This window comes from Rhabdaerophilum sp. (assembly GCF_046092605.1).
Classification (GTDB): Bacteria; Pseudomonadota; Alphaproteobacteria; order Rhizobiales; family Beijerinckiaceae; genus Rhabdaerophilum.
Window position 1 is genome coordinate 1 of record NZ_JBJTDY010000176.1, and the last position, 23,396, is coordinate 23,396.

21 protein-coding genes and 1 pseudogene are annotated in these 23,396 nt (G+C 64.3%); 9 read left to right on the forward strand and 13 right to left on the reverse strand.

All coding sequences use genetic code 11. The annotated features are described in order from the left end of the window. From ACKODO_RS13585 to hisG, 4 genes and pseudogenes are all read left to right on the forward strand, one after another. Positions 1 to 1,405 (forward strand): histidine--tRNA ligase (locus tag ACKODO_RS13585; RefSeq protein WP_408983974.1); only part of this gene is annotated, 1,405 nt, incomplete at its 5' end. A gap of 244 nt (positions 1,406 to 1,649) precedes the next feature. Beyond that, a complete protein-coding gene (locus tag ACKODO_RS13590) occupies positions 1,650 to 2,666 on the forward strand; it encodes an ATP phosphoribosyltransferase regulatory subunit (protein ID WP_408983975.1) in 1,017 nt (338 codons plus the stop codon). A 12-nt stretch (positions 2,667 to 2,678) separates the two neighbouring features. Continuing rightward, positions 2,679 to 2,819, forward strand: a pseudogene (locus tag ACKODO_RS13595) (ATP phosphoribosyltransferase regulatory subunit); the annotation flags it as partial. Next, positions 2,816 to 3,808: an ATP phosphoribosyltransferase gene (gene hisG / locus ACKODO_RS13600; RefSeq protein WP_408983976.1), complete on the forward strand. Its 993-nt coding sequence runs from the start codon at positions 2,816 to 2,818 to the stop codon at positions 3,806 to 3,808. The pseudogene ACKODO_RS13595 and the gene hisG, both read left to right, overlap by 4 nt. Positions 3,809 to 4,048: 240 nt before the next feature. On the opposite strand, the gene ACKODO_RS13605 is transcribed toward hisG, so the two are convergent. Together ACKODO_RS13605 and ACKODO_RS13610 are read right to left on the reverse strand one after the other, a co-directional pair. Next, complete coding sequence (locus ACKODO_RS13605; protein WP_408983977.1) at positions 4,049 to 6,148, reverse strand: ABC transporter ATP-binding protein/permease; 2,100 nt, start codon at positions 6,146 to 6,148, stop codon at positions 4,049 to 4,051. Positions 6,149 to 6,241: 93 nt separating this feature from the next. Further along, positions 6,242 to 6,715 (reverse strand): Lrp/AsnC family transcriptional regulator, encoded by a 474-nt coding sequence (locus ACKODO_RS13610; protein WP_408983978.1) that lies wholly within the window; start codon positions 6,713 to 6,715, stop codon positions 6,242 to 6,244. 157 nt (positions 6,716 to 6,872) lie between these two features. Between ACKODO_RS13610 and hppD the strand changes: the two genes are divergently transcribed. After that, positions 6,873 to 7,985: a 4-hydroxyphenylpyruvate dioxygenase gene (hppD, locus tag ACKODO_RS13615; RefSeq protein ID WP_408983979.1), complete on the forward strand. Its 1,113-nt coding sequence runs from the start codon at positions 6,873 to 6,875 to the stop codon at positions 7,983 to 7,985. Here hppD and purU read toward each other — a convergent pair. The 3 genes from purU to ACKODO_RS13630 all read right to left on the reverse strand — a co-directional run bounded on the left by purU (position 7,982) and on the right by ACKODO_RS13630 (position 10,546). Beyond that, positions 7,982 to 8,827 carry a formyltetrahydrofolate deformylase gene (purU, locus tag ACKODO_RS13620; protein ID WP_408983980.1) on the reverse strand — a complete coding sequence of 282 codons (846 nt, stop codon included), beginning with the start codon at positions 8,825 to 8,827 and terminating at the stop codon, positions 7,982 to 7,984. The two genes, hppD and purU, sit on opposite strands and share 4 nt — an antisense overlap. 72 nt (positions 8,828 to 8,899) lie before the next feature. Then, the gene (locus ACKODO_RS13625) at positions 8,900 to 9,829 is read right to left on the reverse strand and encodes a dihydrodipicolinate synthase family protein (RefSeq protein ID WP_408983981.1); all 930 of its coding nucleotides are present in this window, start codon (positions 9,827 to 9,829) and stop codon (positions 8,900 to 8,902) included. Between the two features lie 3 nt (positions 9,830 to 9,832). Continuing rightward, positions 9,833 to 10,546: a ribonuclease activity regulator RraA gene (locus ACKODO_RS13630; protein WP_408983982.1), complete on the reverse strand. Its 714-nt coding sequence runs from the start codon at positions 10,544 to 10,546 to the stop codon at positions 9,833 to 9,835. Positions 10,547 to 10,707: 161 nt separating this feature from the next. Here ACKODO_RS13630 and ACKODO_RS13635 point away from each other — a divergent pair, with 161 nt between their 5' ends. Both ACKODO_RS13635 and ACKODO_RS13640 read left to right on the forward strand, forming a co-directional pair. Next, entirely contained in the window at positions 10,708 to 11,724 is a 1,017-nt protein-coding gene (locus ACKODO_RS13635) for a hypothetical protein (RefSeq protein WP_408983983.1), read from the forward strand. Then, positions 11,724 to 13,646, forward strand: a complete 1,923-nt coding sequence (locus ACKODO_RS13640) for a molybdopterin biosynthesis protein (RefSeq protein ID WP_408983984.1) — start codon at positions 11,724 to 11,726, stop codon at positions 13,644 to 13,646. The genes ACKODO_RS13635 and ACKODO_RS13640 overlap by 1 nt, the downstream gene beginning before the upstream one ends. 18 nt (positions 13,647 to 13,664) lie before the next feature. Here ACKODO_RS13640 and ACKODO_RS13645 read toward each other — a convergent pair whose 3' ends face one another. Then, a complete protein-coding gene (locus ACKODO_RS13645) occupies positions 13,665 to 15,905 on the reverse strand; it encodes a heavy metal translocating P-type ATPase (protein ID WP_408983985.1) in 2,241 nt (746 codons plus the stop codon). A 170-nt stretch (positions 15,906 to 16,075) separates the two neighbouring features. On the opposite strand from ACKODO_RS13645, the gene ACKODO_RS13650 reads away from it, so the two are divergent. Beyond that, positions 16,076 to 16,282, forward strand: a complete 207-nt coding sequence (locus ACKODO_RS13650; RefSeq protein WP_408983986.1) for a heavy-metal-associated domain-containing protein — start codon at positions 16,076 to 16,078, stop codon at positions 16,280 to 16,282. Between the two features lie 3 nt (positions 16,283 to 16,285). On the opposite strand, the gene ACKODO_RS13655 is transcribed toward ACKODO_RS13650, so the two are convergent. Genes ACKODO_RS13655 through ACKODO_RS13670 form a run of 4 tightly spaced genes read right to left on the reverse strand, consistent with a single transcriptional unit; the run spans position 16,286 to position 19,804 of the window. Beyond that, the gene (locus tag ACKODO_RS13655) at positions 16,286 to 17,122 is read right to left on the reverse strand and encodes a metal ABC transporter permease (protein WP_408983987.1); all 837 of its coding nucleotides are present in this window, start codon (positions 17,120 to 17,122) and stop codon (positions 16,286 to 16,288) included. Beyond that, positions 17,119 to 17,979, reverse strand: coding sequence for a metal ABC transporter permease (locus ACKODO_RS13660; RefSeq protein WP_408984002.1), 861 nt, complete (start codon positions 17,977 to 17,979; stop codon positions 17,119 to 17,121). Before ACKODO_RS13660 ends, ACKODO_RS13655 begins: the two co-directional genes overlap by 4 nt. Then, positions 17,976 to 18,875 (reverse strand): ATP-binding cassette domain-containing protein, encoded by a 900-nt coding sequence (locus ACKODO_RS13665; protein ID WP_408983988.1) that lies wholly within the window; start codon positions 18,873 to 18,875, stop codon positions 17,976 to 17,978. Before ACKODO_RS13665 ends, ACKODO_RS13660 begins: the two co-directional genes overlap by 4 nt. Beyond that, positions 18,872 to 19,804 (reverse strand): metal ABC transporter substrate-binding protein, encoded by a 933-nt coding sequence (locus ACKODO_RS13670; RefSeq protein WP_408983989.1) that lies wholly within the window; start codon positions 19,802 to 19,804, stop codon positions 18,872 to 18,874. Before ACKODO_RS13670 ends, ACKODO_RS13665 begins: the two co-directional genes overlap by 4 nt. A 127-nt stretch (positions 19,805 to 19,931) precedes the next feature. Here ACKODO_RS13670 and ACKODO_RS13675 point away from each other — a divergent pair, with 127 nt between their 5' ends. After that, positions 19,932 to 20,363, forward strand: a complete 432-nt coding sequence (locus tag ACKODO_RS13675) for a Fur family transcriptional regulator (protein ID WP_408983990.1) — start codon at positions 19,932 to 19,934, stop codon at positions 20,361 to 20,363. A 9-nt stretch (positions 20,364 to 20,372) separates the two neighbouring features. Here ACKODO_RS13675 and ACKODO_RS13680 read toward each other — a convergent pair whose 3' ends face one another. The 3 genes from ACKODO_RS13680 to ACKODO_RS13690 are packed head-to-tail and all read right to left on the reverse strand — an operon-like array spanning position 20,373 to position 23,283. Further along, complete coding sequence (locus ACKODO_RS13680; RefSeq protein WP_408983991.1) at positions 20,373 to 20,789, reverse strand: DUF3830 family protein; 417 nt, start codon at positions 20,787 to 20,789, stop codon at positions 20,373 to 20,375. 23 nt (positions 20,790 to 20,812) lie between these two features. Further along, complete coding sequence (locus ACKODO_RS13685) at positions 20,813 to 22,069, reverse strand: allantoate amidohydrolase (protein WP_408983992.1); 1,257 nt, start codon at positions 22,067 to 22,069, stop codon at positions 20,813 to 20,815. Beyond that, the gene (locus tag ACKODO_RS13690; RefSeq protein WP_408983993.1) at positions 22,066 to 23,283 is read right to left on the reverse strand and encodes a urate hydroxylase PuuD; all 1,218 of its coding nucleotides are present in this window, start codon (positions 23,281 to 23,283) and stop codon (positions 22,066 to 22,068) included. The genes ACKODO_RS13685 and ACKODO_RS13690 overlap by 4 nt, the downstream gene beginning before the upstream one ends. Positions 23,284 to 23,396 lie beyond the last annotated feature (113 nt).

Consider the following 23,396-nt stretch of genomic DNA (forward strand, 5'->3'; position numbering starts at 1 on the left):
GCTCGCCCGTTACTGCGCGGAGAACTGGCAGAACCTGCCGAAACCCTATCGCAGCTATCGCGCCGGCTGGGTGTTCCGCAACGAGAAGCCCGGCCCCGGCCGCTTCCGCCAGTTCATGCAGTTCGATGCGGATACGGTGGGCGCTGCAAGTGTCGCGGCCGATGCCGAAATCTGCATGATGGCGGCGGATACGCTGGACAGCCTCGGGCTGTTTGAATTGGACGCGAACGGGAACAAGCGCCCGCTCTATGTCATCAAGGTCAATAACCGGAAGATCCTGGATGGTGTGATGGAGGCTGCTGGCGTTCGAGATGACCAGAAGCTGACCGTCCTGCGAGCCATCGATAAGGCGGATAAATTTGCTTGGTCCGAAGTTGCGAAACTCCTAGGTCCGGGACGACGCGACGAAAGCGGTGACTTCACGAAAGGCGCCGGGCTAAACGCGGATCAGATCGAAGGCATCGAGACCTTCTGCAACTTCCAAAAACTTGCTCGTAGCGGTGGCCAACCTCTTGAAGACGTTACAAATCTTACACCCGATCAGCGTCTTCAACGTGCAAACGCGACCGGCTCAGAGATTATGGAGTTTGTTGCTCCCGAAGGTGGTTCGGCCTCATTCTTTCTAGCTAACAATCTCGGAGTTGTCGGCGCCCTGGAGCGCTCTTTTAGCAATCCCACTTCTAAGGAAGGTCTGGCAGAACTCCGTCAAATCGCAGAACTCGTAGAATCATCTGGATACTTTCGGGACCGCATCCGCATCGACCCTTCCGTCGTGCGCGGCCTCGAATATTACACCGGCCCGGTTTTTGAGGCCGAACTGCTCTTCGAGGTGAAGGATGAGGAGGGCCGGCCCATCCGCTTCGGCTCGGTGGGCGGCGGCGGGCGCTACGATGGCCTTGTCTCGCGCTTTCTCGACGAGCCCGTGCCGGCCACGGGCTTTTCGATCGGTGTGTCGCGCTTGCGCGCCGCGCTCGACAAGCTCGCGGAGATGCGCGGCGAGAAAACCGGTGAGGTGGAAGGCCCTGTTGTCGTGACTCTCATGCCGCAGGATCGCGGAAATGCCGAGGCTATGGCGTCGCTACAGCAAATCGTCTCTCTCCTTCGCAATGCCAAGGATGAGAAGGGCAACCCGGCAGGCATCCCTGCGGAGCTTTATCTCGGTCCATCTGGCTTGAAAGCGCAATTTAAATACGCCGACCGTCGAAATTCTCGTGTCGTCCTCACTCAAGGTGAAGATGAGCGGAAGGCTGGGATTGTGCAGGTGAAAGACCTCATCCTCGGCGCGACCCTCACCGACATCAAGGACCGCACCGAATACCTCGCCAAGCAGGCCGAGGCGCAATTCCCTGCGAAGATTTCAGAGGTTGTTGAGAAGGTGCGCGAGGTTCTCGCCCGGCATCGCTGAGCCACGGGCGTCATGGCCGGACCTGTTCCGGCCATCCACGTCTTTCCCGGCTTCAAGACAAGACGTGGATGCTCGGGCCAAGCCCGGGCGTGACGGTTGCGTCCGTGGATTCCCGCTCGCGGCCCACGCCGCTTCGGGAATGACAGGAACACACCAAAACGATTCATCCCGTTTCGAACTTGTCGTCGCCTTCTCGCGCGCGCGCTGATAGAAGCGGGTCGAAAATCGAGGTTTGGGGATGGTGATGGACCAACGGCGAAACTCCGGCACGGCGCGCCTCGCGCGGGGCGCTTGGGCTGAAAACGGCGTGAATGCGCTGGGGGCGCGCCTCGTCGCGCGTTTCGCCCGCGTGGGCTATGCGGCATCGGACGTGCCGGTGCTCCAGCCCGCCGAGCCCTTCCTGGAGCTCTCGGGCGAGGATATCCGCCGCCGCCTCTTCGTCACCTCTGATGACGAGGGCGAGGAATTGTGTCTCAGGCCGGAATTCACCATTCCCGCCGCTCTGGCCTATCTGAAATCCGGTGTCGTCGGGCGGCGGGCGGATCTCGCCTTCCTCGGCCCGGTATTTCGCCAGCGCCCCGGCGAGAATGCCGAGTTCTGGCAATTCAGCGCCGAATCCCTCGGGCGGACGGATCGCGAGGCGGCGGATGCCGATCTGCTCGCGGAAGTGCATGGCGCGGTGACGGATGAAATCGGCGCGGAGGGGCTCACCCTTCGCGTGGGCGATCTTGCGCTGTTCGCGCGCCTCATCGAGACGTTGAACCTCTCGCCCGTTCTCGCGCGCCGCCTCAGCCTCGCGCTCGGCGAGGGGCGGATCGAGGCGTTGCTCGAGGCCCCGCTCGCCGGTGGAAGGCCCGAGGCCAAGGGTCTTGCACGCTATTCCGGCGTGCTGGATGCGCTGAAGGATGCCGACCCCGGGGAGGCCAAGGCCTTCGTGAAGGACCTGCTCTCGCTCGCCGGCATCTCGGCCGTTGGGGGGCGTTCGGCGGAGGATATTGCGAGCCGCTTCCTTGACCGCGCGCGCGAGGATTCGCAGGCGTTGGGCGAGGAACCGAAGGCGATCCTGAAGCGCTTCCTTTCGATTTCCGGCGAGCCGGATCAAGTCTCGCGCGCGGTGCGCGCTTTGGCGGAGGAGGCGGGGCTCGACCTCTCCGCGGTGCTCGAACGCTTCGATTTGCGCACGGGCTTCCTCGAAGCAAGGGGCTTCACGCTTTCCACGTTGCAGGCTTCGGCCGGTTTTGCGCGCAATCTCGATTATTAGTCCGGCTTCGTCTTCGAGCTGCGGCGGGCTGGCACGGATCGCCCGGTGGCAGCCGGCGGGCGCTACGACCGGCTCTTCGAGCGGCTTGGCCACGAGGTGCCGGCCATCGGCGCGGCGATCTGGCTTGAACGCCTTGCGGGAGACGCGCCATGAGCAATCCGCTGATCATCGGCCTGCCCTCCAAGGGGCGGCTGCAGGAAAATGCCTTCGCCTTCTTCGCGAAGGCCGGCCTGAATGTGAGCCAGGCACGCGGCGCGCGCGATTATCGCGGCGCGATTTCCGGCCTTGATGGCGTGGAGATCGCCTTTCTCTCGGCCAGCGAGATCGTCGCGGAACTGGCGCGCGGCTCGGTGCATTTCGGCCTGACGGGCGCGGATCTCATCGAGGAGGCGCTGCCCGATCCCAAGGCGAAAGTGGAGATGCTGGTGCCGCTCGGCTTCGGCTTCGCGAATGTCGTTGTCGCGGTCCCGCAGGCCTGGATCGATGTGCATGCCATGGCCGATATCGAGGATGTCGCGGCCGGTTTCCGCCATGACAAGGGCCGGCGCCTTCGCGTGGCGACGAAATACATCAATCTCACGCGACGCTTCTTCAAGCGGCATGGCATCGCGGATTACCGGATCGTCGAAAGCCTGGGCGCCACGGAAGGCGCCCCTGCGGCTGGCACGGCGGATTGCATCGTGGATATCACCACGACAGGCTCCACGCTCGCCGCCAATGCGCTGAAGGTTCTCGATGATGGCATCATGCTGAGATCCGAGGCCTGGCTGGCCGCGAGCCGCATCGCGAACTGGAATGCCGGTCATCGCGAGGCCGCGCGTCAGGTTCTCGCGCGCATCCATGCCGAGAAGGAAGCCTCCACGCGACGCGAACTGCGCGCCTTCCTCCAAGGGGGCGTGCCGGAGGCGCTGGCGCGCGAGATCACCGAACTCGGCGGCGAAATCCTGCTCGATGGCGGCGCCGGCATCGTGAGCCTGCTGGTGTCCAGGGGCCATGTGCCCCATCTCGCGGACAGGCTGGTGGCGGCCGGTGCGCGGCGCGTGCTTGTTGCCTCGCCGGAATATGCCTTCAGCCCGGAGAATCCGCTCTTCGACCGGCTCTCCGCAGCGCTGCCCCCGCAAGCCGCGAATGACGCGGCATAAAAAAACCCGCGAATGACGCGGCATGAAGGACAAGAACCGGGAATGACGCGGCATGAAGCAGAAAAACCGCGAATGACGCGGCATGAAGCGAGCCGCTGAAAAGGAAGAGGCCGCCAGGGGGATTGGCGGCCTCAAACTGGTTGGCGAATCGGGGGAATGTTTCGCGACAACCCGCGGCTCAGCACCGCATTGTTCTTTACGTGCGGCCCCTCGGCTGGATCACAGGCCCGGGATGATATTTCAGGCCGTATGCGGCTGAACCTCGCGCGGCGTGAAAAGCCCATCCTCCCGCTTGTGAAGATCGATGCGTCGATCGTGCATCGCGATGAGGCTGGAACGGTGGCCGATCGAGACGAGGGTGGTCTGCGGCAGGGCATCGTGCAGGGCCTTGTAGACTGCTGCTTCCAGCCCTTCATCAAGGGCAGAGGTGGCCTCATCGAGGAAAAGCCAGCCCGGTCGGGCAAGAATCGCGCGCGCCACGGCGAGCCGCTGCTGCTCGCCGCCGGAAAGAACCTGCGACCAGTTCGTGGCCTCGTCCAGCCGGCCCAGCAAATGCGTGAGATGCACGCGCGTCAGGGCATCGCGGATCGCGTCATCGCTGAAGCTGCCATTCGTTGCCGGGTAGCTCACCGCCTCGCGCAGCGTGCCTATGGGAATGTAGGGGCGCTGCGGCAGAAGCATGATCGCGCCATCGGAAGGCAGGTCGATCCGGCCATCGCCAAAGGGCCAGATGCCCGCGATCGCGCGGAAGAGCGTCGATTTGCCCGAGCCCGAAGGGCCCGTGAGCAGGGTGCGCTCGCCTGCAAGGATGGTGAGGTCCTTCACGTCGAGCATGGGCTGGCCGGAGGGCAGGGCCAGCCTGAGCGCCGGAATGCCGAGGGCATTGCTGCCATTCGGCGCGCTCTTGATCTTCGAGCTGGCCTTGGATTTGTGAGCCTCGTCGATCGATTGCTCGAAGGTGTTGAGGCGATCACAAACGGCCTTGTAATCCGCCAGCATCGCATAGCGATCGATGAAGAAGGAGAGCGCTGCATCCACGCGAGCAAAGGCACCTGCCGTCTGGGTCAGCACGCCGAGCGTGATGTTGCCGAGAAAATAGAACGGCGCGGTGATGACAATGGGAATGACGCTGTTGGCGGAACCATAGAACTGGATGAAGGCCGAGAGCCACTTCTGTACGGCAACGATCTCCATGAAATTGCGGATGACCTGGCCGAACCTCTCAGAAAGCCGCTTACGCTCGGCGCCTTCTCCGCTCAGCAAGGCCACGGGCTCGTTGAATTCCCGGAGGCGCGCGAGCATGTAGCGGAAATTCGCTTCGTAGCGCTCCTGTTCGAAATTCAGCCGGATCAGCCGACGGCCAATGAAATGTGTGATGATGGTGCCCACGGCGGCATAGATCAGCGCGATCCAGAACAGAAAACCCGGAATCCTGAAGCTTTCTGAAGGAAAGGGCAGGTTGGCCGACAGGCCCCAGAGAATGACCGAGAACGAGACCAGCGAGGATATCTGCGAGATCATCGAGACGGTCAGCGAATAGGTTGTTTCCGTGTATTTTCGAACGTCTTCCTGGATGCGCTGGTCGGGGTTGTCGACATTGCGCTCGAATTGCAGGCGATAATGCGCCCCATCATCGAGCCAGCGAGCGGTGAGCCGCCGGGTCATCCAGTCGCGCCAGCGGATCTTGAACACCGAGACCATCACGAACTCGATGATGTTCGAGACGATCAGAACGACCACAATTGGAACCCAGATCTGGTAGAGCAACCGCCAGAATTCGCCGGCGTTCTTCGCCTGTATGGAATCGAACCATTCCCGGTTCCACTGGTTCAGGCGAACCGAGATTCCCACCTGCGCGAGGTTGATGAGGATAATAACGCCCAGAAGCACATAGGCGATCCAGCGTTCGGAAGCCGCGAATTGCGGTAGAGGCTTCAGGCGGATCACTCCCCGGTCACGGGTCTCGAAATAGGGATCGGCGATCTGGAAGACCTCGCGCGTCGCCGGCAATCGCGCGAGCAGGATCGCGAGCAGGCCGAAGGCGGCGGATGTGAGGGCGGTCAGCGGCGGGATTTGCGCCACCCAGCCAAAGTCGAGTAGGCCGCCGAGCATCAGCACGGCCATCAGGCCGATATAGCCGAGGCCGTAGAACACGATGAAGAAGGTCAGGAACGCGCCGACACCCGGCGTGGTGAAGATGCCCGCCGCCAGCGCGAGGCCCCCCAGCGAGATGTAGAAGGGCACGCCGGGCAGGGCCCCCAGGAGGTTGAGCGCGAGTGCAGCAACGGAAATGGCGGCGATGGCAAGGGCAATCGCGCGGCAGGAGGCAAGTGCAGGCATGTGCTGGATATTCCCCGAGGCATGAGGCGCGGCGCGTCCACCGGCCTGATCTCCGTTATCTAGCCGGATTATGGCCAAATGACAGCCTTTGGCTTAGCGGTGTGACGCCTTGCGCGAAACCGGCAACAAACGGCTGTCCTTCAGCGTGGTCAATGCGATCGAAGAGCGGACATGCGCCACGCTTTCATGCGGCAGGAAGATGTCGTTCAGCAAGGTCGCCAGAGAAGGAAGATCGGGCGCGACCATCTTCACGAGGTAATCCGCCTCGCCGGTCACCGCGAAGGCCTCCTGCACCTCGTCCACCCGTTCCACCAGTTGTTGGAAACGCCGGGCATTGTCCGGCGAATGGGTCGCGAGCGTCACCTGCACGAAGGCGATGACACCGAAGCCGAGGGCGCCCGGCTCGAGCGCGGCATGGTAGCCGCGGATGGCGCCCTCCTCCTCGAGCTGGCTGCGGCGGCGCGAACATTGCGAAGGCGAGAGCCCCACCTTCTCCGCCAGCTCGTTGTTGGTGAGGCGGCCATCGCGCTGGAGCGCATCGAGAAGCTTGATATCGAAATGATCCATGCATGATTTGTGCATGAAAAAGGATTGATACGCAAGATATCGCCTGATTTGGCGCGCAATCCGCGCGAGAATGCACGCACCTTGCGTGCGAATGCGTGCATTCTGGTTTCTTCAGATCAGCCTGGAGCAAAAAAGCTCCCGCCAGCGAGGAAATGCCATGGGTCCCTTTCCGCACGAAGCCCCGCCCGCCACCATCACCGCCGAGAACCCGGCCGGCACGGATGGTTTCGAATTCGTCGAATTCGCCCATCCCCAGCCGGAGAAGCTGGCGATCCTCTTCCAGCAGATGGGCTACAAGCCGGTCGCGCGGCACAAGAAGAAGTCGATCACAATCTATCGGCAGGGTGACATCAATTACATCCTGAATGCGGATTCCGAGAGCTTCGCGGCGAAGTTCGTGGCCGAGCACGGCCCCTGCGCCCCCTCGATGGCCTGGCGCGTGGTGGATGCGCAGCACGCCTTCGCACATGCCGTGAAGAATGGCGCGGAGCCCTATAACGGCACCGACAAGGTGCTCGATGTGCCGGCCATCAAGGGCATCGGCGGTTCGCTGCTTTATTTTGTCGACAGATACGGCGCAAAGGGCTCGGTCTATTCGAACGACGACTTCACCTGGCTCGGCGCCGAAGACCCGAAGCCCGCTGGCGTGGGCTTCTACTATCTCGATCACCTCACCCACAATGTGTTCCGCGGGAACATGGACAAGTGGTCGAATTTCTACATCAAGCTCTTCAATTTCCGGCAGATCCGCTTCTTCGACATCGAGGGGAAGCTGACGGGCCTGTTCTCCCGCGCGCTGACGAGCCCCTGCGGGCGCATCCGCATCCCCATCAACGAGAGCGCGGACGAGCACAGCCAGATCGAGGAATACCTGAAGAAATACAAGGGCGAGGGCATCCAGCACATCGCTGTCGCGACCGAGGACATCTATTCGGCGACCGATCGCCTGGCCGAGAATGGCATCCGCTTCATGCCAGGCCCGCCGGATACCTATTACGAGAAGAGCCATGCCCGCGTACCCGGCCATGAGGAGCCGATCGCGCATATGAAGAAGCACGGCATCCTGATTGACGGCGAAGGGGTGGTTGGCGGCGGCGAGACGAAGATCCTGCTGCAGATCTTCTCGAAGACCGTGATCGGCCCGATCTTCTTCGAGTTCATCCAGCGGAAGGGCGATGACGGCTTCGGCGAAGGCAATTTCCGCGCGCTTTTCGAGAGCATCGAGGAAGACCAGATCCGCCGTGGCGTGCTGAAGGCCGATGCCGCTTAATCCGGGAATACAACCGTGGTCTTGCCGTTGAGCAGGACCCGGTCTTCCAGCAGCAAGCGGACGGCGCGCGCGAGAACGCGCCGTTCGATATCCCGCCCCTTGCGGATCAGGTCGTCCGGGCTGTCCCGATGGCTGATGCGCTCGACATCCTGCTCGATGATCGGCCCTTCATCGAGGTCGCTCGTCACGAAATGCGCGGTCGCGCCGATCAGCTTCACGCCGCGCGCATGGGCCTGGTGATACGGCTTTGCGCCCTTGAATCCTGGCAGGAAGGAGTGATGGATGTTGATGCAGCGCCCGGCGAGTTTCGCCGAGAGGCCATCCGACAGAACCTGCATGTAGCGCGCGAGCACCACGAAATCCGTGCTCGTTTCGCGCACGAGGTTCCAGATCGCGGTTTCCTGCTCGAGCTTCGTTTCCCTGGTCACCGGGAGGCGGTGGAACGGAATTCCCCCGAGATCGATGCCCGCGAGATCGCTTGCGGCGTGGTTCGAGACGATGCCCACGAGATCCATGTTCAATTCGCCGATGCGGTGGCGATACAGCAGGTCGGCGAGGCAATGGTCGAATTTCGAGACCAGCACCATCACCTTCTTGCGCTGGTGGAGCGCGCGAAGCGACCAATGCATCGCGAAGCGATTGGCCACCGGTGCAAGCCGCTTGGCCGGGTCGCCATCGCCGCCATCGAAGACCATGCGCATGAAGAAGCGATTGGTGAAAATGTCGTCGAATTGCTGTGCATCGAGAATGTTGCGCCCTTCCTCGAACAAGGCATTCGCCACGGCCGCCACGATGCCGGGCCGATTGGCGCAGGAAACGGTCAACACATAGGTTTCGCTCATGGGGCCTCCGGGCGCGCGCCCCGCGTCGATAGCGAAAAGTGCTGAAACGTCAATGATTTTGCAGCGCAGTCCTCACAGAGCCGCGCGCTTGTCATGCCGGGCGAGGCGCGCAAGCAGGTAATCCACTTCCGCTTTCGCGGTCGCGCTCATCGCGGTGCCCGGCTTGCGCTGGGCATCCGAGGCAAGAAGCCCGCGCCGCATCAGCACGTATTTCCGCACGGCGAGGCCAACGCCCGGCTGCTGCTCGTAGCGCAGCAGGGGCAGATGCGCATCAAAAAGGTCATGTGCCGCATCGCGCCTTCCCGCCTTCGAGAGCCGCACCACGTCGATCAGCATTTCCGGGAAAGCATAGCCCGTATTCGAGCCATCCGCGCCACGTTCCATCTCGAAATCGAGGAAGAGCCCGCCATTGGCAACAAGAATGGCAATGGGCCGCAGCGCGCCCTCCCCTTGTGCCTTCCGTAAGGTGGAGATCTTCTCGAGGCCCGGCCAATCCTCGGCCTTGAGCATCACCACCGAGGCATTCTCGCTCACGATGCGGCGGATGACCCCTGGTGTCATGACGACATTGGTGATCAACGGATAATCCTGCACCACCACGGGAACATCCGTGCCGATCGCCTCGATCGCCTGCGCATAATAGACGGCGATCTGGTCATCGGTACGCAAGGTGTTCGGCGGCGCGATCATCACGCCGGCCGCACCGGCCTCCATGGCCTCACGTGCAAGGCTGCGCATGGCGGCAAAACCCGGCGCCGAAACGCCGACGATCACCGGCTTGCCCGCAAGATGCTTCACCGCGAGCTTCAGCAACTGGAGCGCTTCCCCCGGCTCGAGTTTCGGTGCCTCGCCCATGATGCCGAGCACGGTGACACCATCGCTGCCGATGGCGTCGTAGAAGGCAAAGAGCTTTTCTGCGCTGGCCCAGTCGATCGCCCCGTCCGGCAGGAAGGGCGTGGGCGAGATCGGGAAGACGCCAGCGGCGGAAGAATCGAGGCGCATGGTTCAGGCCCTCGTCGCGTCGTAACGGGCCCTGGTCTCGGCATTCATGGGGTAGAGGCCGGGCAGGGGCACGCCCTTTTCCACCTCGCCCATGATCCAGCCCTCCATGCGCTCCTGTTCGACGGAGGCCGTTGTGACAGCCTCCAAAAGCGCCTGCGGGATCACTACCGCGCCATCGGCATCCGCCACGATCACGTCGTTCGGGAAGATCGCCACGCCACCACAGCCAATGCCCTCCTGCCAGCCCACGAAAGTGAGCCCCGCCACCGAAGGCGGCGCCGCCGCCCCGGAGCACCAGACCGGAAGGCCCGTGCTGAGCACGCCCGCGAGATCGCGCACCACGCCATCGGTCACAAGCGCCGTCACCTTCCGCTTCGCCATGCGCGCGCAGAGAATGTCACCGAAAATCCCGGCATCCTTCGCGCCCATGGAATCGACGACCGCGATCACGCCTTCCGGCATGGCCTCGATGGCCGCGCGGGTGGAAATGGGCGACGACCAGCTCTCGGGCGTCGCGAGATCCTCGCGCGCGGGCACAAAACGAAGGGTGAAGGCCCGGCCCACTTTCCGCATCTCTCCGGGGCGCAACGGCATGCCGCCGCGAACCCACACATTGCGCAGGCCCTTCTTCAGCAGCACCGTCGTGAGCGTCGCGGTGGTGATGCCCTCGAGCGCAGTGCGGAACGCAGGGTCGAGCGGCAGGACTTCGACAGGCATGGGCGAGGCTTTCCTTGTTCGGTCCTGCTTGTTGTGACGCGTCACAGGCCGGATGAAAAGGGGCTCGCTGCATGCGCAGATTGCGCGACCGCCGGGCAATCTGGCCGGATTTCGCACATGACCCCGCGACAAGCGGCCGCTTCCGACCTAAATCGATTGCCATGAACGCGTCCCGCCTGCTCCCCCTCGCCGAAATCCTGCCCTCAGGGCCTGCACCTGTTGCCGCTGTTGAGGTCCATCCGGACGCTGCCTTGGGGGCGATTGCGGCGGAAGACGTGCGGATGGCCGAGGGCTGGCCGCAAATGGCCTTCGCGCGCGAACCGGGCTATGCGGTGCGCTCGCGGATGCTGATTGGCGCGACGGCCTATGAGCCGGCGATCTTGCCGGCTTCCACGCCCTGCCTTGCCGCCGGCGACGCCTTGCCGGACGGCGCGGATGCCGTGCTCCCCGCGCAAACCGTGGTCGCCTCGGCGAGGGGGTGTGAGGCTTTCGCGACAATTCGCCCGGGCGAGGGAATTCGCCGCAAAGGGCAGGATTGGCCGGCCGGCCGAGCCCTGCTCCGGGAGGGATCACGGATCGGGCCGATGGAACAGGCTTTGCTGCTCGCCATGAATGTGCCCGCCATTCGGGTGCGCCGCGTGGCGGTGAACCTCGATAGAGCCTTGCCGGATGCGGTCCGCCATCTCCTGGCGGGCTGGGCGGGCGCCCTTGGGTTGATGATCACCGGCCCGGCTAAGGCACAATTCCAGATCGAAGCCTGCCCTCTTCGCGAGGCGCGCCTGGCCTTGAAGCCGGGACGTTTTGGCGCCCTGCATCGCCATGCCGAAACGATCAGGCTCGCTATCCCGCCCGATCTCGCGGAGGCAGCCGGACTCTGGCATGCCGTGGCGCTGCCGGTTCTGGCCTCGCTTTCCGGGGCGGGGTTGGTTCAATCCCGGGGACGCCTTGCCGGCAAGCTTGTTTCTGGCATCGGCTTCACCGAACTCGCCTTCCTGCGCCGCGAGGGCGAGGCATGGCTGCCGCTGGAAATCGGGGATTGCACCCTGGCAACGCTTGCGGAAAGCCAGGCCGTATCATTGCTCCCCGCCGGTTCCGAGGGCCAGCCCGCTGGCGCGGAGATCACCCTTTTGCCGCTTGGTGGAGGTTTTTCGACCATGTTTGACCGGATGCCTGTGTGATGACCGACCGTTCCATCTCCCCGCAGGAGCAGTTCCTGCAGGTGCTCTCGCGGGATGAAGCCCATGCGCGCTTCCTCGCCGCCCTGAACCCGCAGCCGATCGGTCTCGAGAACCTGCCTCTCCACCGCGCGCTTGGCCGCGTGCTGGGTGCGCGCGTGGTGGCGCGAACCGATACTCCGCCCTTCGATCGCTCCGGTGTGGATGGCTTCGCGGTTCGCGCAGCGGATCTCGCGATGGCCGATGCCATGAACCCGGTGACCCTGCGCCTGAACGACGAGGTTCTCGCCTGTGGTCGCGCGCCCCGGCTCGCGCTGCAACCCGGCACGGCCACGCCCATCGCCACCGGCGCGCCGCTGCCGCGCGGCGCGGATGCGGTGATGATGATCGAGGATTCCGAGGAAACCTCCGGCGGCATGCGCTTCGCAAAGGCCGCCTTGCCGGGCCAGCATGTCGCCTTCGCCGGTTCGGATATCGCGCGCGGGCAGGTGCTGCTGGAGCCGGGCGTCGCGCTGACGGCCCGCGAACTCGCCATGATCGCGGCGATTGGACAAGCCGAAGTGCCCGTCTGGCGCCGCCCGCGCATCGCCGTGCTTTCCACGGGCGATGAATTGGTGCCGCCGGGCGGAACCTTGGGCCCGGCGCAGATCTTCGATTCCAACGGCGCGGCCATTGCCGCCACGCTCGCCGAGGCCGGCTGCGAACCCGTGCCCTATGGCATCGTGAAGGATGACCCAGAATTGCTGCGCGCGGCGCTGAAACGCGCGCATGCGGAATGCGATGCGGTGATGCTCTCGGGCGGCACCTCCAAGGGCGCCGGCGATTTCACCTACAAGCTGATCGGCGAACTGGGTGCGCCGGGCATTCTGGCCCATGGCGTCGCGCTGAAGCCGGGCAAGCCGCTCTGCCTCGCGGTCTGCGATGGCAAGGCCGTTGTGGCGCTGCCGGGCTTCCCGAGTTCCGCGATGTTCACGCTGCATGAAATCGTGCTGCCGGTGATCCGCCGCTTGGGTGGCGTGCCGGAGCACCAGGCCGCGACCGTGGATGCGCGCTTGCCCATCCGCCTGCCTTCCGAACTGGGCCGCACGGAATTCGTGATGGTCGCGCTTTCACAGACTCAAGAAGGGCTCGTGGCCCATCCGCTTCAACGCGGATCGGGCGCGGTCACGGCCTTTGCTCAGGCCGACGGCTTCCTCACCATCGACGCCTTGTCCGATCAGATGCCGGCGCAGGAACGCGCCTGCGTGCGCCTGATCGGCCGCGATCTCCACGTGCCCAAGCTCACGATCATTGGCAGTCATTGTTCGGGGCTGGATGAGGTCATCAGTCGGCTGACAAGAATGAACCTCGGCACGCGTGTGGTCGCGGTCGGGAGCATGGGAGGACTCGCAGCGCTTCGCCGCGGGGATTGCGATCTCGCGCCGATGCACCTGCTTCACGCGGAGAGCGGCGATTACAATCGCGGCTTTCTCTCACAGGGCATGACGCTCATCAAGGGCTGGCGGCGCATGCAGGGCCTTGCCTATCGCAGCGGCGATACACGCTTTGAGGGGGAGGGAGTGGAGACGGTGATTAAATCTGCGGCAGAAGACCCCGATATCCTGATGGTGAACAGGAATTCCGGCTCGGGAACGCGCATCCTGATGGACGGATTGTTGCAGGGTGCAGAGCCGCAGGGCTATTTCAACCAGCCGCGCTCGCATCACGCCGTGGCTGCGGCGATCGCGCAGGGGCGCGCGGATTGGGGGCTGACCATCGAACCGATCGCGCGGGCCTTCGGTCTAGCCTTCCGCCCTCTGGCGGAGGAACATTACGATTTTGCGGTGCTTGAGAAGCGCGTTTCATCCCCGGAAATGACAGCGTTCCAGGAGGCGCTGCAAGAGGCTGAACCGGCGATTCGGCTCTTGGGCTTTGCCATGCCGTGAAAATTGAAATGAGACGGCTCAAGAGATCACTCGCAGGCGCAGGGCATTGAGAACGACGCTGAGGGATGACAGTGCCATGGCCAGCGCCGCCAGCATGGGCGAAAGCTGCCAGCCAAAAAGCGGGTAGAACAGCCCTGCCGCCACTGGCACCAGGGCGAGATTATAGCCGAAGGCCCAGGCGAGATTCTCGCGAATATTGCGCAAGGTGGCCCGCGCCATGCGAATGGCCTGCGCCAAGGCGCGCAGATCATGGCGCATCAGCACGAGATCGGCCGCGGCAATCGCGACATCCGTGCCACCACCGATCGCGATGCCGATATCCGCCGCCGCGAGCACCGGCGCATCATTGATGCCATCGCCCACAAAGCCAACGCCCTCGCCGGATTTCGTCAGCGCTTCCAGGGCCGCCACCTTGCCCGCCGGCGTCGCACCGGCGGTCACATCGGAAATGCCCAGAGCCTCCGCGACCGGTTTCGCGCCAGCGGGCTGATCCCCGGTCACGATGGAGAGCGTGAGGCCGAGCGCCCGAAGCTGCTCCACGGCCTCACGCGCATCGGCACGCAGGCGATCAGCCACGACGAAGGCAGCGGCATAGGTGCCATCGATCGCGACATGAACCTGTGAACCGGCCATTTCGATCGCATCCGCCGGAACCATGATCCCCGCTCCGGACAGGTAAGCCGACGAACCGAGATGAACGGCATGGCCATCCACCGTGGCGCGCAGCCCGGCACCCGGTGCGATTGCCAGGTCGATGGCTTCGCTGAGCGTCAGACCGCGCGCCCTCGCCTCTTCCAGCAGCGCGACGGCCAGAGGATGCTCCGAGCGCGCCTCGGCGGAGGCCGTGAGCCGCAGAACCTCGTCCGCGCCGAGCGGTGAGCGAATGGCCTCTGCCGTGATGCGCGGCTTGCCCTCGGTCAGCGTCCCGGTCTTGTCCATCGCGAGATGGCGAATATGAGCGAGGCGATGCAGGGCATCGCCTGAGCGGAAGAGAATACCCGCCTCCGCCGCCCGCCCCGTGCCGATCAGCAGCGAGATCGGCGTCGCGAGCCCCATCGCGCAGGGGCAGGCGATGATGAGCACGGCGATGGCATTCACGAGCGCGAAGGGCAGGGCCGGGGCCGGCCCGAAGGCAAGGCCGCCCGCGAAGGCCAGCATGGCGATGAGCAGGATGCCCGGCACGAACAAACGCGTGATGCGATCGACCAAGGCCTGGATCGGAAGGCGCGAACCCTGCGCGGCCTCGACCATGCGGATGATATCGGCCAGAACGCCTTCCTGCGCGAGGCCGCGGGCGCGGATCAGCAGCGCGCCGGTCTGGTTGACCGTTCCACCGATGACGCGCTCGCCCGGCCCGCGCGACACCGGCAGGGGCTCGCCCGTCAGCATGCTTTCGTCGATGGGGGATTGGCCCTCGACAATGTCGGAATCGACCGGAATGCGCTCGCCCGGGCGGATTTCGATGAGATCGCCGCGCTGCACCTCTTCCAGCCGGATCTCGACCACCGCGCCATTGCGGCGCACGCGGCAACGCGCGGGGCGAAGGGCTGCGAGCCGCTCGATGGAATCGGTCGCGCGACGGCGCGCGCGGCCCTCGATGAAACGCCCGAGCAAAACGAGCGTCACGATCACCATCGCCGGCTCGAAATAGAGGTGCCGCGCTTCCTCGGGCAGCCAGGCCGGACCGGCGAGACTGACGAGCGAGAAAAGATAGGCTGCGCCGGCACCGAGCGAGACGAGCGTATTCATGTCCGGCGAGGCATGCTTCACGGCGCGATAGCCGCCGATGAAGAAATCGCGTCCCGGCCCCAGGAGCAGCAGCGTCGCGAGCACGGCTTGCAGGAGCCCGAAGGCCTGATCACTGACAACATCAGCCCGGGCGTGATGAAGGGCCGGAAAGAGATGCGCGCCCATCTCGGCCACGAAAACGGGCAGCGTGAGAAGGGTGGCTAGCAAAAGCCGGGCCTTGATGCGCTCTTCGCCATTCTGCGCCCTGGCGGAGACGCCGGGAGAGCGATGGATGTCGAGGCGCGCTGCGGCATAACCCGCATCCTCGATCGCCTCGATCACGAGGGCATCTGGAAAATCCGGCCCCGCTGCGACATGCGCGCGATTGGTCGCGAGGTTCACATGGGCGAAAACGAGGCCCGGGACCTGCTGCAGCACACGCTCGATGCGGGCGGCGCAGGCGGCGCAGGACATCCCCTCCACCACGAAGATGCGGGGCTCGGCAATGGGCAGGGCGGGCGAGGCGTTCATGCCGTCAGCGTCTGATGCCTTCGAAGCCTTGTGCAAGCCGGGGTGTGATCGTTACATCCCCCCGTGCTTGCTGATATGGGTTCGGCCGGACGGCTTTCGCAAGGGCCAGGATCAATCCCGGCATGGGGCATCAATCGCAGGATGAAGGAATCTCAGGATAGGAATCGATCATGGCGAATTTTCATGTTCCCGATATGGGCTGCGGCGGCTGCGTCAGCACCATCGAGCGCGTGGTGAAGAAACTCGACCCCGAGGCGCGCATCGCGGCCGATCTTGGTGCTCGGACGGTTGCCATCGAAACGCCGGTGGCGGTGGAAGCGTTGCAGGATGCGCTGAGGAAGGCGGGCTTTCCGGCCACCCTTCAAACCGCGGCCTGAAGCTCAGGCCGTCGCCCCCGAGCGGGCCTTGAGGCGGCGGATGACGATGGCCAGAGCCACGAGCATGGATTGAAACACGACGATGGCCGGGCCGGTCGCGGCATCGGCATGGAAGCTCAGCAGAGTGCCGGCCAGCGACGAAAACATCGCCGCGCCCATCGCGATCGGCAGCATGCGATCGAACCGCTGGCTGATGAGCGCGGCAATAGCGCCCGGCGTGATCAGCATTGCCACCACCAGCAGCACGCCCACGGCCTTCATTGCCGCGACGATTGCCAGGGCCAGCAGGATCAGCAGCAGCGAATCGAGCCGGCCGACCGGGAGCCCGATGGCGCGCGCATGGGCAGGGTCGAACCCGGCCAGCAGCAGGTCGCGGCGCTTGGCCAGCACGATCAGCGTGGTCGGGACCGCGATGAGCGCGATCTCCGTGACATCGTTCCATTCGAGGCCGAGCATGTTGCCGAAGAGAATATGCAGGAGGTGCTGGTCGGTCTCGACCTTCAGGAACAGCACGAGGCCCAGGGCGAACATGCCGGAGAAGAGGATGGCCATCACCGCATCGGGCCGGATGCGGCTCGCGGCGGCCATCCTGCCCGTGAGCCAGGCCATGAAGAGCCCGGCTGCGAAGGCGCCGAGGGTCAGCGGCAAGGCGAGCAGATGCGCGACGACGATTCCCGGCAGCACGGCATGGGAAACGGCATCGCCCATCAGCGACCAGCCACGCAGCACGAGGAAACAGGAGAGGGTCGCGCAAACCAGGGCCACGAGAAGGGCAGCCACCAGCCCGCGCTGCATGAAGCCATGCGCGAGCGGATCGATGAGGAGCGCCGCCACGCTCATCGCTCACCCGCTTTCGCCGCGCGGCGCAATCGCCACGCCCGCCATTGCCCATGTTTTGGCGCGAAGAGGAACGCAAGCGTGAAAAGGCCGGTCTGGGCCAGCACGATGAGGCCTCCCGTCGCGCCATCAAGGAAGAAGCTCGCATAGGCGCCAACTGCGCCGCACACTGCGCCGAGAATCGAGGCGAGGCCGAGCATCACGCCGAAACGGTCGGTGAGGAGATAGGCCGTCGCACCCGGTGTCACCACCATCGCGATCACGAGAATCGCGCCCACGGCCTGCATCGCCGCGACGCTTGCGGCCGAAAGCAGCGCGAAGAACAGCAGGCGCAGGCGCCACGGATCAAGGCCGCAGATGCGTGCCTGCGCCTCATCGAAGAACGCGAGCATCAAGTCGCGCCAGCGCAGGACCAAAAGAGCAAGCGCCAGCACCGAGATCACCACGACCTGCAGGATATCGGCATCGGAAATCGCGAGAATGTTCCCGAAGGCGATGGTCTGCACGCTGACCGAAGTGGGTCTGAGCGAGACAATCAGCAAGCCAAGGGCGAAAAAACCCGTGAAGATGAGGCCGATGGCGACATCCTCCTTGAGCGATGTGAGCCGGCGCACAACCGCGATGCCGCCTGCCGCGAGCAGGCCGGAAAGGAAGGCGCCAAGCGCGAAGGGGTAGCCGGCAATCGCGGCAATCGCCACACCCGGCACCACGGCATGCGAGAGCGCATCGCCCATCAGCGACCAGCCCTTGATCACGAGGAAGGCCGAGAGCGCACCACAGAGCGCGCCCACCAGGGCGCTGACCGCGATGGCCCTGGCCATGTAGGAATAGCCGAAGGGCTCGAACAGCACGTCCATCAGCGCGGCTCTTCCGGCGGGCGCTTCACGAGGGTTTCCGCATCCCGAGGGCCATAGAGCACCAGGGGGCGCTCGTCATCCGTGAGAACGGTCACGCGTCGATCGTCATCGTCATCATGCAGCGCGCCACCCCCCAGCCGGATATGGCGCAGGCTGCCGCCGAAAGCTTCCGCGAGGTTCGCCTCCGTGAACGTCGTGGCGGTCGAGCCCTGCGCAAGGACCGTCTGGTTGAAGAGCACGACCTCGTCACAGAAATCCGGCACGGAACCAAGATTATGGGTGGAAACAAGCATCAGCCGGCCCTCGTCGCGCATCGCGCGCAGCAGAGCGATGATCGCGTTCTCGGTCTTGACGTCCACGCCCGTGAAGGGCTCGTCGAGCAGGATGATCTCGCTTTCCTGCGCGAGCGCACGGGCGAGGAACACGCGCTTGCGCTGCCCGCCGGAGAGTTCGCCAATCTGCCTTTTGCGCAGTTCCGCGAGGCCCACGCGCTCCAAAGCCGCGCTCACCGCGGCACGATCCGCCGCGCGGGGGATGCGCATGAGATTCATGCGGCCATAGCGGCCCATCATCACCACGTCTTCCACGAGCACGGGAAAGGTCCAGTCCACCTCCTCGGCCTGCGGCACATAGGCGACGAGACCGGATTTCAACGCCTCGCGCACCGGCTTGCCCGAAAGCGTCACCTCGCCGCGTGCGGGCGCCAAAAAACCCATGATCGCCTTGAAAAGGCTCGATTTTCCCGAACCGTTCACGCCCACCAGGGCGGTGATGGTCCCGGCACGCAGCGCGAAACTCGCCCCGCGCACGGCAGTGACGCCATTCGCGTAGGTGACCCACAGATCGGAGACCACAAGACCGGGCGAGAACGTCCGGCCCTGTGATGATCGGTTATTCATGTGCCGAAGCCTCGCGCGATGGTCTCCACCGTCACTTCCAGCAGCTTGAGGTAAGTGGGCACGGGGCCATCCGCCGTCGAGAGGGAATCCACGTAGAGAACACCACCATATTGCGCGCCGGTCTCGCGGGCCACCTGCTTGGCGGCACGATCCGACACCGTGCTTTCGGAGAAAACGACCGGGATCCTGTTCTTCCGCACGAGATCGATGAGCCGGCGAACCTGCTGCGGCGTGCCCTGCTCATCGGCGTTGATCGGCCAGAGATAGGCCTCGCGCAGGTTGAAATCGCGGGCGAGATAGCTGAAGGCACCTTCGCTGGTCACCAGCCAGCGCTGCGCTTCGGGAATGCGCGAGAGGCGCTGACGCAAGGGCTCCTCCACCGCGCGGATCTTCGCGGCATAGGCAGCCGCGTTGCGGGCATAGATCGCGGCATTGGCAGGGTCGGCCGCGCTCAGCGCCTTTCGGATATTCTCGACGTAAACGAGCGCCGCCTTCGGCGACATCCAGGCATGCGGATTGGGCTTGCCGGCATGGCCGCCTTCGCGGATGGGCATGGGCTCCACGCCTTCGCTGACGACAGCACTTTTCGCATTCTTCAGGCTCGCGAAAAACTTCTCGAACCAGCGTTCGAGATTGAGCCCGTTCCACAGGATCAACTGCGCACCTTGCGCCCGCACGATATCCTGCGGGGTTGGCTGGTAATCATGGATCTCCGCGCCGGGCTTGGTGATGCTCTCGACGATCGCGGCTTCGCCCGCGACGTTCTGCGCGATGTCCTGAATAATGGTGAAGGTGGTCGCGACCTTGAGCTTTGTCCCGTTCTGGGCGGAAGGCGTGCCCGGCCATGCGCAAAGCGCCAGAGCGCCGACCAGCAGCTTCCGGCGGGATGGGGAAATGACCGTGAGGGCAGATCCCGCATTCGATGTCATGTTTCACTCCATGGATTGCATTGCACACCCTCATGCTATTGCGAATGAATTGCATCTGTCAATCTTGTTGCGAATGGCTCGCAATATAGGCGTTGCATCGCCTCGCGGCTGAGGTTATGCCTCAAGCATGAGTGGCGAAATCGAGCGCTACGAGCGCTTCCGGCAGGATTTGAAGGCAGCGGGCATCCGCCTGACGGGTCCGCGCAAGGTCATCCTGCGCGTGCTCGCCGAAGCGGACGACCATCCGGATGCGCATGCGCTTTTCCTGCGTGCATCAGCCATCGATGCCGCGGTCTCGCTGTCCACGGTCTATCGCACGCTGAAATTGCTGGAGGAGCGCGGCGCCATCCAGCGCCACGCTTTCGCGGATGGCCGCTCGCGTTTCGAGAACAATGATGTCGAGCACCACGATCACCTGATCGACCTCGATACAGGCGCGGTGATCGAATTCCGCTCGGAAAAGATCGAGCGGTTGCAGGCCGAGATCGCCGCCGAACTCGGCTATGACATCATCCGGCACAAGCTGGAACTCTACGGCCGTCGCCGGCCGAAGAACTGAGCCCAGGATTCATTTCAGCAGCTCGAAGCGGATGTCCTGCTGGCCCTCCATCAGCACCTTGCGCCCGAGGGTATAGAGGTTCTCAAGCCCGCTTGTGAGCGTGATGAAGTGGTTGCCCGAGAGCTGGCCGGCCTTTGAGGCGAAGCTCACATAGCCATAGGCGAGCAGGATTTCCGTCTCCGAGACCCCGCCGGGATAGAGGATGATCTCGCCCGGCGAGGGGTAGCAGGTGTTGTTCTCGTAGCCCACACCGAAATCGAGATCGCCGAGGGGCACCCACACGCCCTCGCCCGACCAGCGGACATGGATGATCTTCGAGACGAAGGGCAGATGCTTCTTGAAGGCCGCCACGGTCTTCGGCGCGCGTTCATGCTCGAAGCGGGCCTCGAAGACGTAAGGACCGGCGGTGATTTTCAGATCGGCCATGGCAAGCTCCAGTCAGGGAAAGGTCAGTCGTGCTTTTTCGCAAGATCGAGCACGGCGCGGAAAAGGGTAGCGGTGGCGATGCCGAGATCGGCCTCGGAGGTGAATTCATCGGGGCTGTGGCTGATGCCCGCCTTCGAGCGCACGAAGAGCATCATGAAGGGCAATTTGCCGCGAAACGACATGGCATCATGCCCCGCGCCGCTCGGCAGCAGGCGGATGGGTTTCTGAACCACGCTTTCCGCCGCTTCCGCCATCGTGAGCCGCAGGCCAGGATCGCATTCCGAAGCGGGCGCCTCATAGGTATAGGCGAGATTGGCCTCGACCTTTCGAGCGGCCGCAACGGCCTCGATGGCCTGGCGGATGCGCGCCTCGGCCTCCTTGCGCACGGCATCGATTTCGGAACGGAAATCGAGCGAGAACTCCACCGCGCCGGGAATGGTGTTCACGGACGCGCCCGGCACGCGCAACTGCCCGATGGTGGCGACGAGGCCTGCGGTCTCACGCCCGATGCGTTCCACCGCGAGCACCATCTCGGCGGCAGCCGACAGCGCATCGCGCCTCATCGCCATGGGCACCGTGCCCGCATGGCCGGCCAATCCAACGATGCGGCAGGAACCCCGCGTGACGCCCTGGATCGCCGTGACCAGCCCCACCGGGCGGTTCTCGGCTTCGAGCACCGGGCCCTGCTCGATATGAAGCTCCAGATAGCCAAGCCCGCTTTGCCCCTGCCAGGGCGCGGCAGGATCGCCCTCGGGGCATCCGAATTCAGCGAGCGCCATGCGGCGCGTGATGCCGTCCTCGCCCTTCTCATCGAGGATTTTCGGGTTGAACCGCCCCGCGACCGCCGCCGAGCCGGTGAGCGTGGAGGGAAAGCGCACGCCCTCCTCATCGCCGAAAGCCAGAACCGTGAGGCCGAACGGCAGGCGCTGGCCGGCTGCATTCAGCTGGCGCACGATCTCGATGGCCGAGACCACGCCCAGCGTTCCATCATATCTTCCGGCATCGCGCACGCTGTCGATATGCGAGCCGAGCAGCAGATGCGGCGCATCGGGATTGGAGCCGGGATAGGTGCCGATCAGCGTCGCCAGCGGGTCCAGCCTGACGCTCATCCCCGCATCGCGCATCCAGCTTTCCACAAGGGTCACGGCGCGGCGATGGCTTTTCGAGAGGTAGAGCCGGGTGATCTTTCCCGGCTCGTCCGTGATGGACGCGAGTTCATCAAGACGTGCGAGGACGGCCGCGCCGAGATCGGCCGGCGAGGGAACCGCGAAGGCACTCATTTCGAATTCACCCAGAGCGAGAGCGTCCGGCGCTCCTCGGCGGTCATTTCGGTGATGTTGCCGGGCGGCATCGCATGGGTCAGCACCGAATGAAGGCGGATCGCCGCTTTCTGCCGGGCGATGCGCTCGGCGGTGTCGAGCATCACGCCCTTCGGCGCGATCCCGATGCCCTGCCAGACCGGCTCTCGCGCGTGGCACATCGAACAGCGCGAGGTGACGATCTGCTCCACTTCCAGCGGCGCTTTCGGCAGCGTGGACGCGACCGCCGGCTCCACAAGCGGGGAGAGCCCGAGCCTTTCACGTCCTCCGGGGGAGGCGCTCATGGTGATCCACGCGGCGATGGCCAGCGCAAGCGTCGCCACGATCCAGGTCCACCACTGATGGCCTTTTCCAGCGTGGTGCAGGTTGAAATAGAGCCGCACCAGCGCACCGGCAATCATCACGAGGCCGACGATCACGAAGGTGTAGGGCGTCGACCAGACCAGCGGATAATGGTTCGAGACCATCAGGAACACCACCGGCAGGGTGAGGTAGTTGTTATGCGTGGAACGGATCTTCGCGCGCTTGCCCAAAGCCGGATCCGGCGCCTGCCCCGAGGTCAGCGCCGCGATGATCTTCTTCTGCCCCGGAATGATGATCATGAACACATTCGCCGACATGATCGTCGCCATCACCGCGCCGGTATGAATCATCGCGCCACGGCCAGAGAAGAATTGCTGGAAAACCCAGGCAATGCCCACGATCAGCGCGAAAAGCACGGCTGACAGCGCCATCTCGTTCTTCGCAAGTGGCGAGCGGCAGAGCCCGTCATACACCCCCCAGCCGACGGCGAGGCCCAGAAGGCCAATGGCGCCGGCCGCAAACGGTGAGAGTTGCCGCACGGCGGGATCGATCAGATAGAGGTCACTCTGCGCGTAATAGAGCCAGATCAGAAGGAAAAACCCGGTGATCCAGGTCGAGTAGCTCTGCCATTTGTGCCAGATCAGCTCCTGCGGCAGATGAGCGGGCGCCTCGAGATATTTCTTCACCTCATAGAAGCCGCCGCCATGCACCTCCCAGGTGGCACCCCCCTTGCCCGCGGGAATATCCGGCACGGCCTTCAACGTCGCATCGAGATGCATGAAGTAGAAGGAAGAGCCGATCCAGGCCATCGCGGTGACGATATGCGCCCAGCGGAGCAGCAGATTGCCCCATTCCGCGACGATCGGGTCCATTCGTTCCTCTTGCGGGTCAGCCAAAAAACGGGATTCGTCCGCCCGGATACACTGAAGCATAGCGCGCGCCCGGGTTGAAGCGCCTTTGGTGGTTTAAGCGAAATTCATGCCGG

Bases quoted from the DNA above. Each gene is read 5' to 3' on its own strand.
- ACKODO_RS13590 (WP_408983975.1), top strand. From the start codon at position 1,650: ATGGACCAACGGCGAAACTCCGGCACGGCGCGCCTCGCGCGGGGCGCT.
- hisG (WP_408983976.1), top strand. From the start codon at position 2,816: ATGAGCAATCCGCTGATCATCGGCCTGCCCTCCAAGGGGCGGCTGCAG.
- ACKODO_RS13605 (WP_408983977.1), bottom strand. From the start codon at position 6,148: ATGCCTGCACTTGCCTCCTGCCGCGCGATTGCCCTTGCCATCGCCGCC.
- ACKODO_RS13610 (WP_408983978.1), bottom strand. From the start codon at position 6,715: ATGGATCATTTCGATATCAAGCTTCTCGATGCGCTCCAGCGCGATGGC.
- hppD (WP_408983979.1), top strand. From the start codon at position 6,873: ATGGGTCCCTTTCCGCACGAAGCCCCGCCCGCCACCATCACCGCCGAG.
- purU (WP_408983980.1), bottom strand. From the start codon at position 8,827: ATGAGCGAAACCTATGTGTTGACCGTTTCCTGCGCCAATCGGCCCGGC.
- ACKODO_RS13625 (WP_408983981.1), bottom strand. From the start codon at position 9,829: ATGCGCCTCGATTCTTCCGCCGCTGGCGTCTTCCCGATCTCGCCCACG.
- ACKODO_RS13630 (WP_408983982.1), bottom strand. From the start codon at position 10,546: ATGCCTGTCGAAGTCCTGCCGCTCGACCCTGCGTTCCGCACTGCGCTC.
- ACKODO_RS13635 (WP_408983983.1), top strand. From the start codon at position 10,708: ATGAACGCGTCCCGCCTGCTCCCCCTCGCCGAAATCCTGCCCTCAGGG.
- ACKODO_RS13640 (WP_408983984.1), top strand. From the start codon at position 11,724: ATGACCGACCGTTCCATCTCCCCGCAGGAGCAGTTCCTGCAGGTGCTC.
- ACKODO_RS13645 (WP_408983985.1), bottom strand. From the start codon at position 15,905: ATGAACGCCTCGCCCGCCCTGCCCATTGCCGAGCCCCGCATCTTCGTG.
- ACKODO_RS13650 (WP_408983986.1), top strand. From the start codon at position 16,076: ATGGCGAATTTTCATGTTCCCGATATGGGCTGCGGCGGCTGCGTCAGC.
- ACKODO_RS13655 (WP_408983987.1), bottom strand. From the start codon at position 17,122: ATGAGCGTGGCGGCGCTCCTCATCGATCCGCTCGCGCATGGCTTCATG.
- ACKODO_RS13665 (WP_408983988.1), bottom strand. From the start codon at position 18,875: ATGAATAACCGATCATCACAGGGCCGGACGTTCTCGCCCGGTCTTGTG.
- ACKODO_RS13670 (WP_408983989.1), bottom strand. From the start codon at position 19,804: ATGACATCGAATGCGGGATCTGCCCTCACGGTCATTTCCCCATCCCGC.
- ACKODO_RS13675 (WP_408983990.1), top strand. From the start codon at position 19,932: ATGAGTGGCGAAATCGAGCGCTACGAGCGCTTCCGGCAGGATTTGAAG.
- ACKODO_RS13680 (WP_408983991.1), bottom strand. From the start codon at position 20,789: ATGGCCGATCTGAAAATCACCGCCGGTCCTTACGTCTTCGAGGCCCGC.
- ACKODO_RS13685 (WP_408983992.1), bottom strand. From the start codon at position 22,069: ATGAGTGCCTTCGCGGTTCCCTCGCCGGCCGATCTCGGCGCGGCCGTC.
- ACKODO_RS13690 (WP_408983993.1), bottom strand. From the start codon at position 23,283: ATGGACCCGATCGTCGCGGAATGGGGCAATCTGCTGCTCCGCTGGGCG.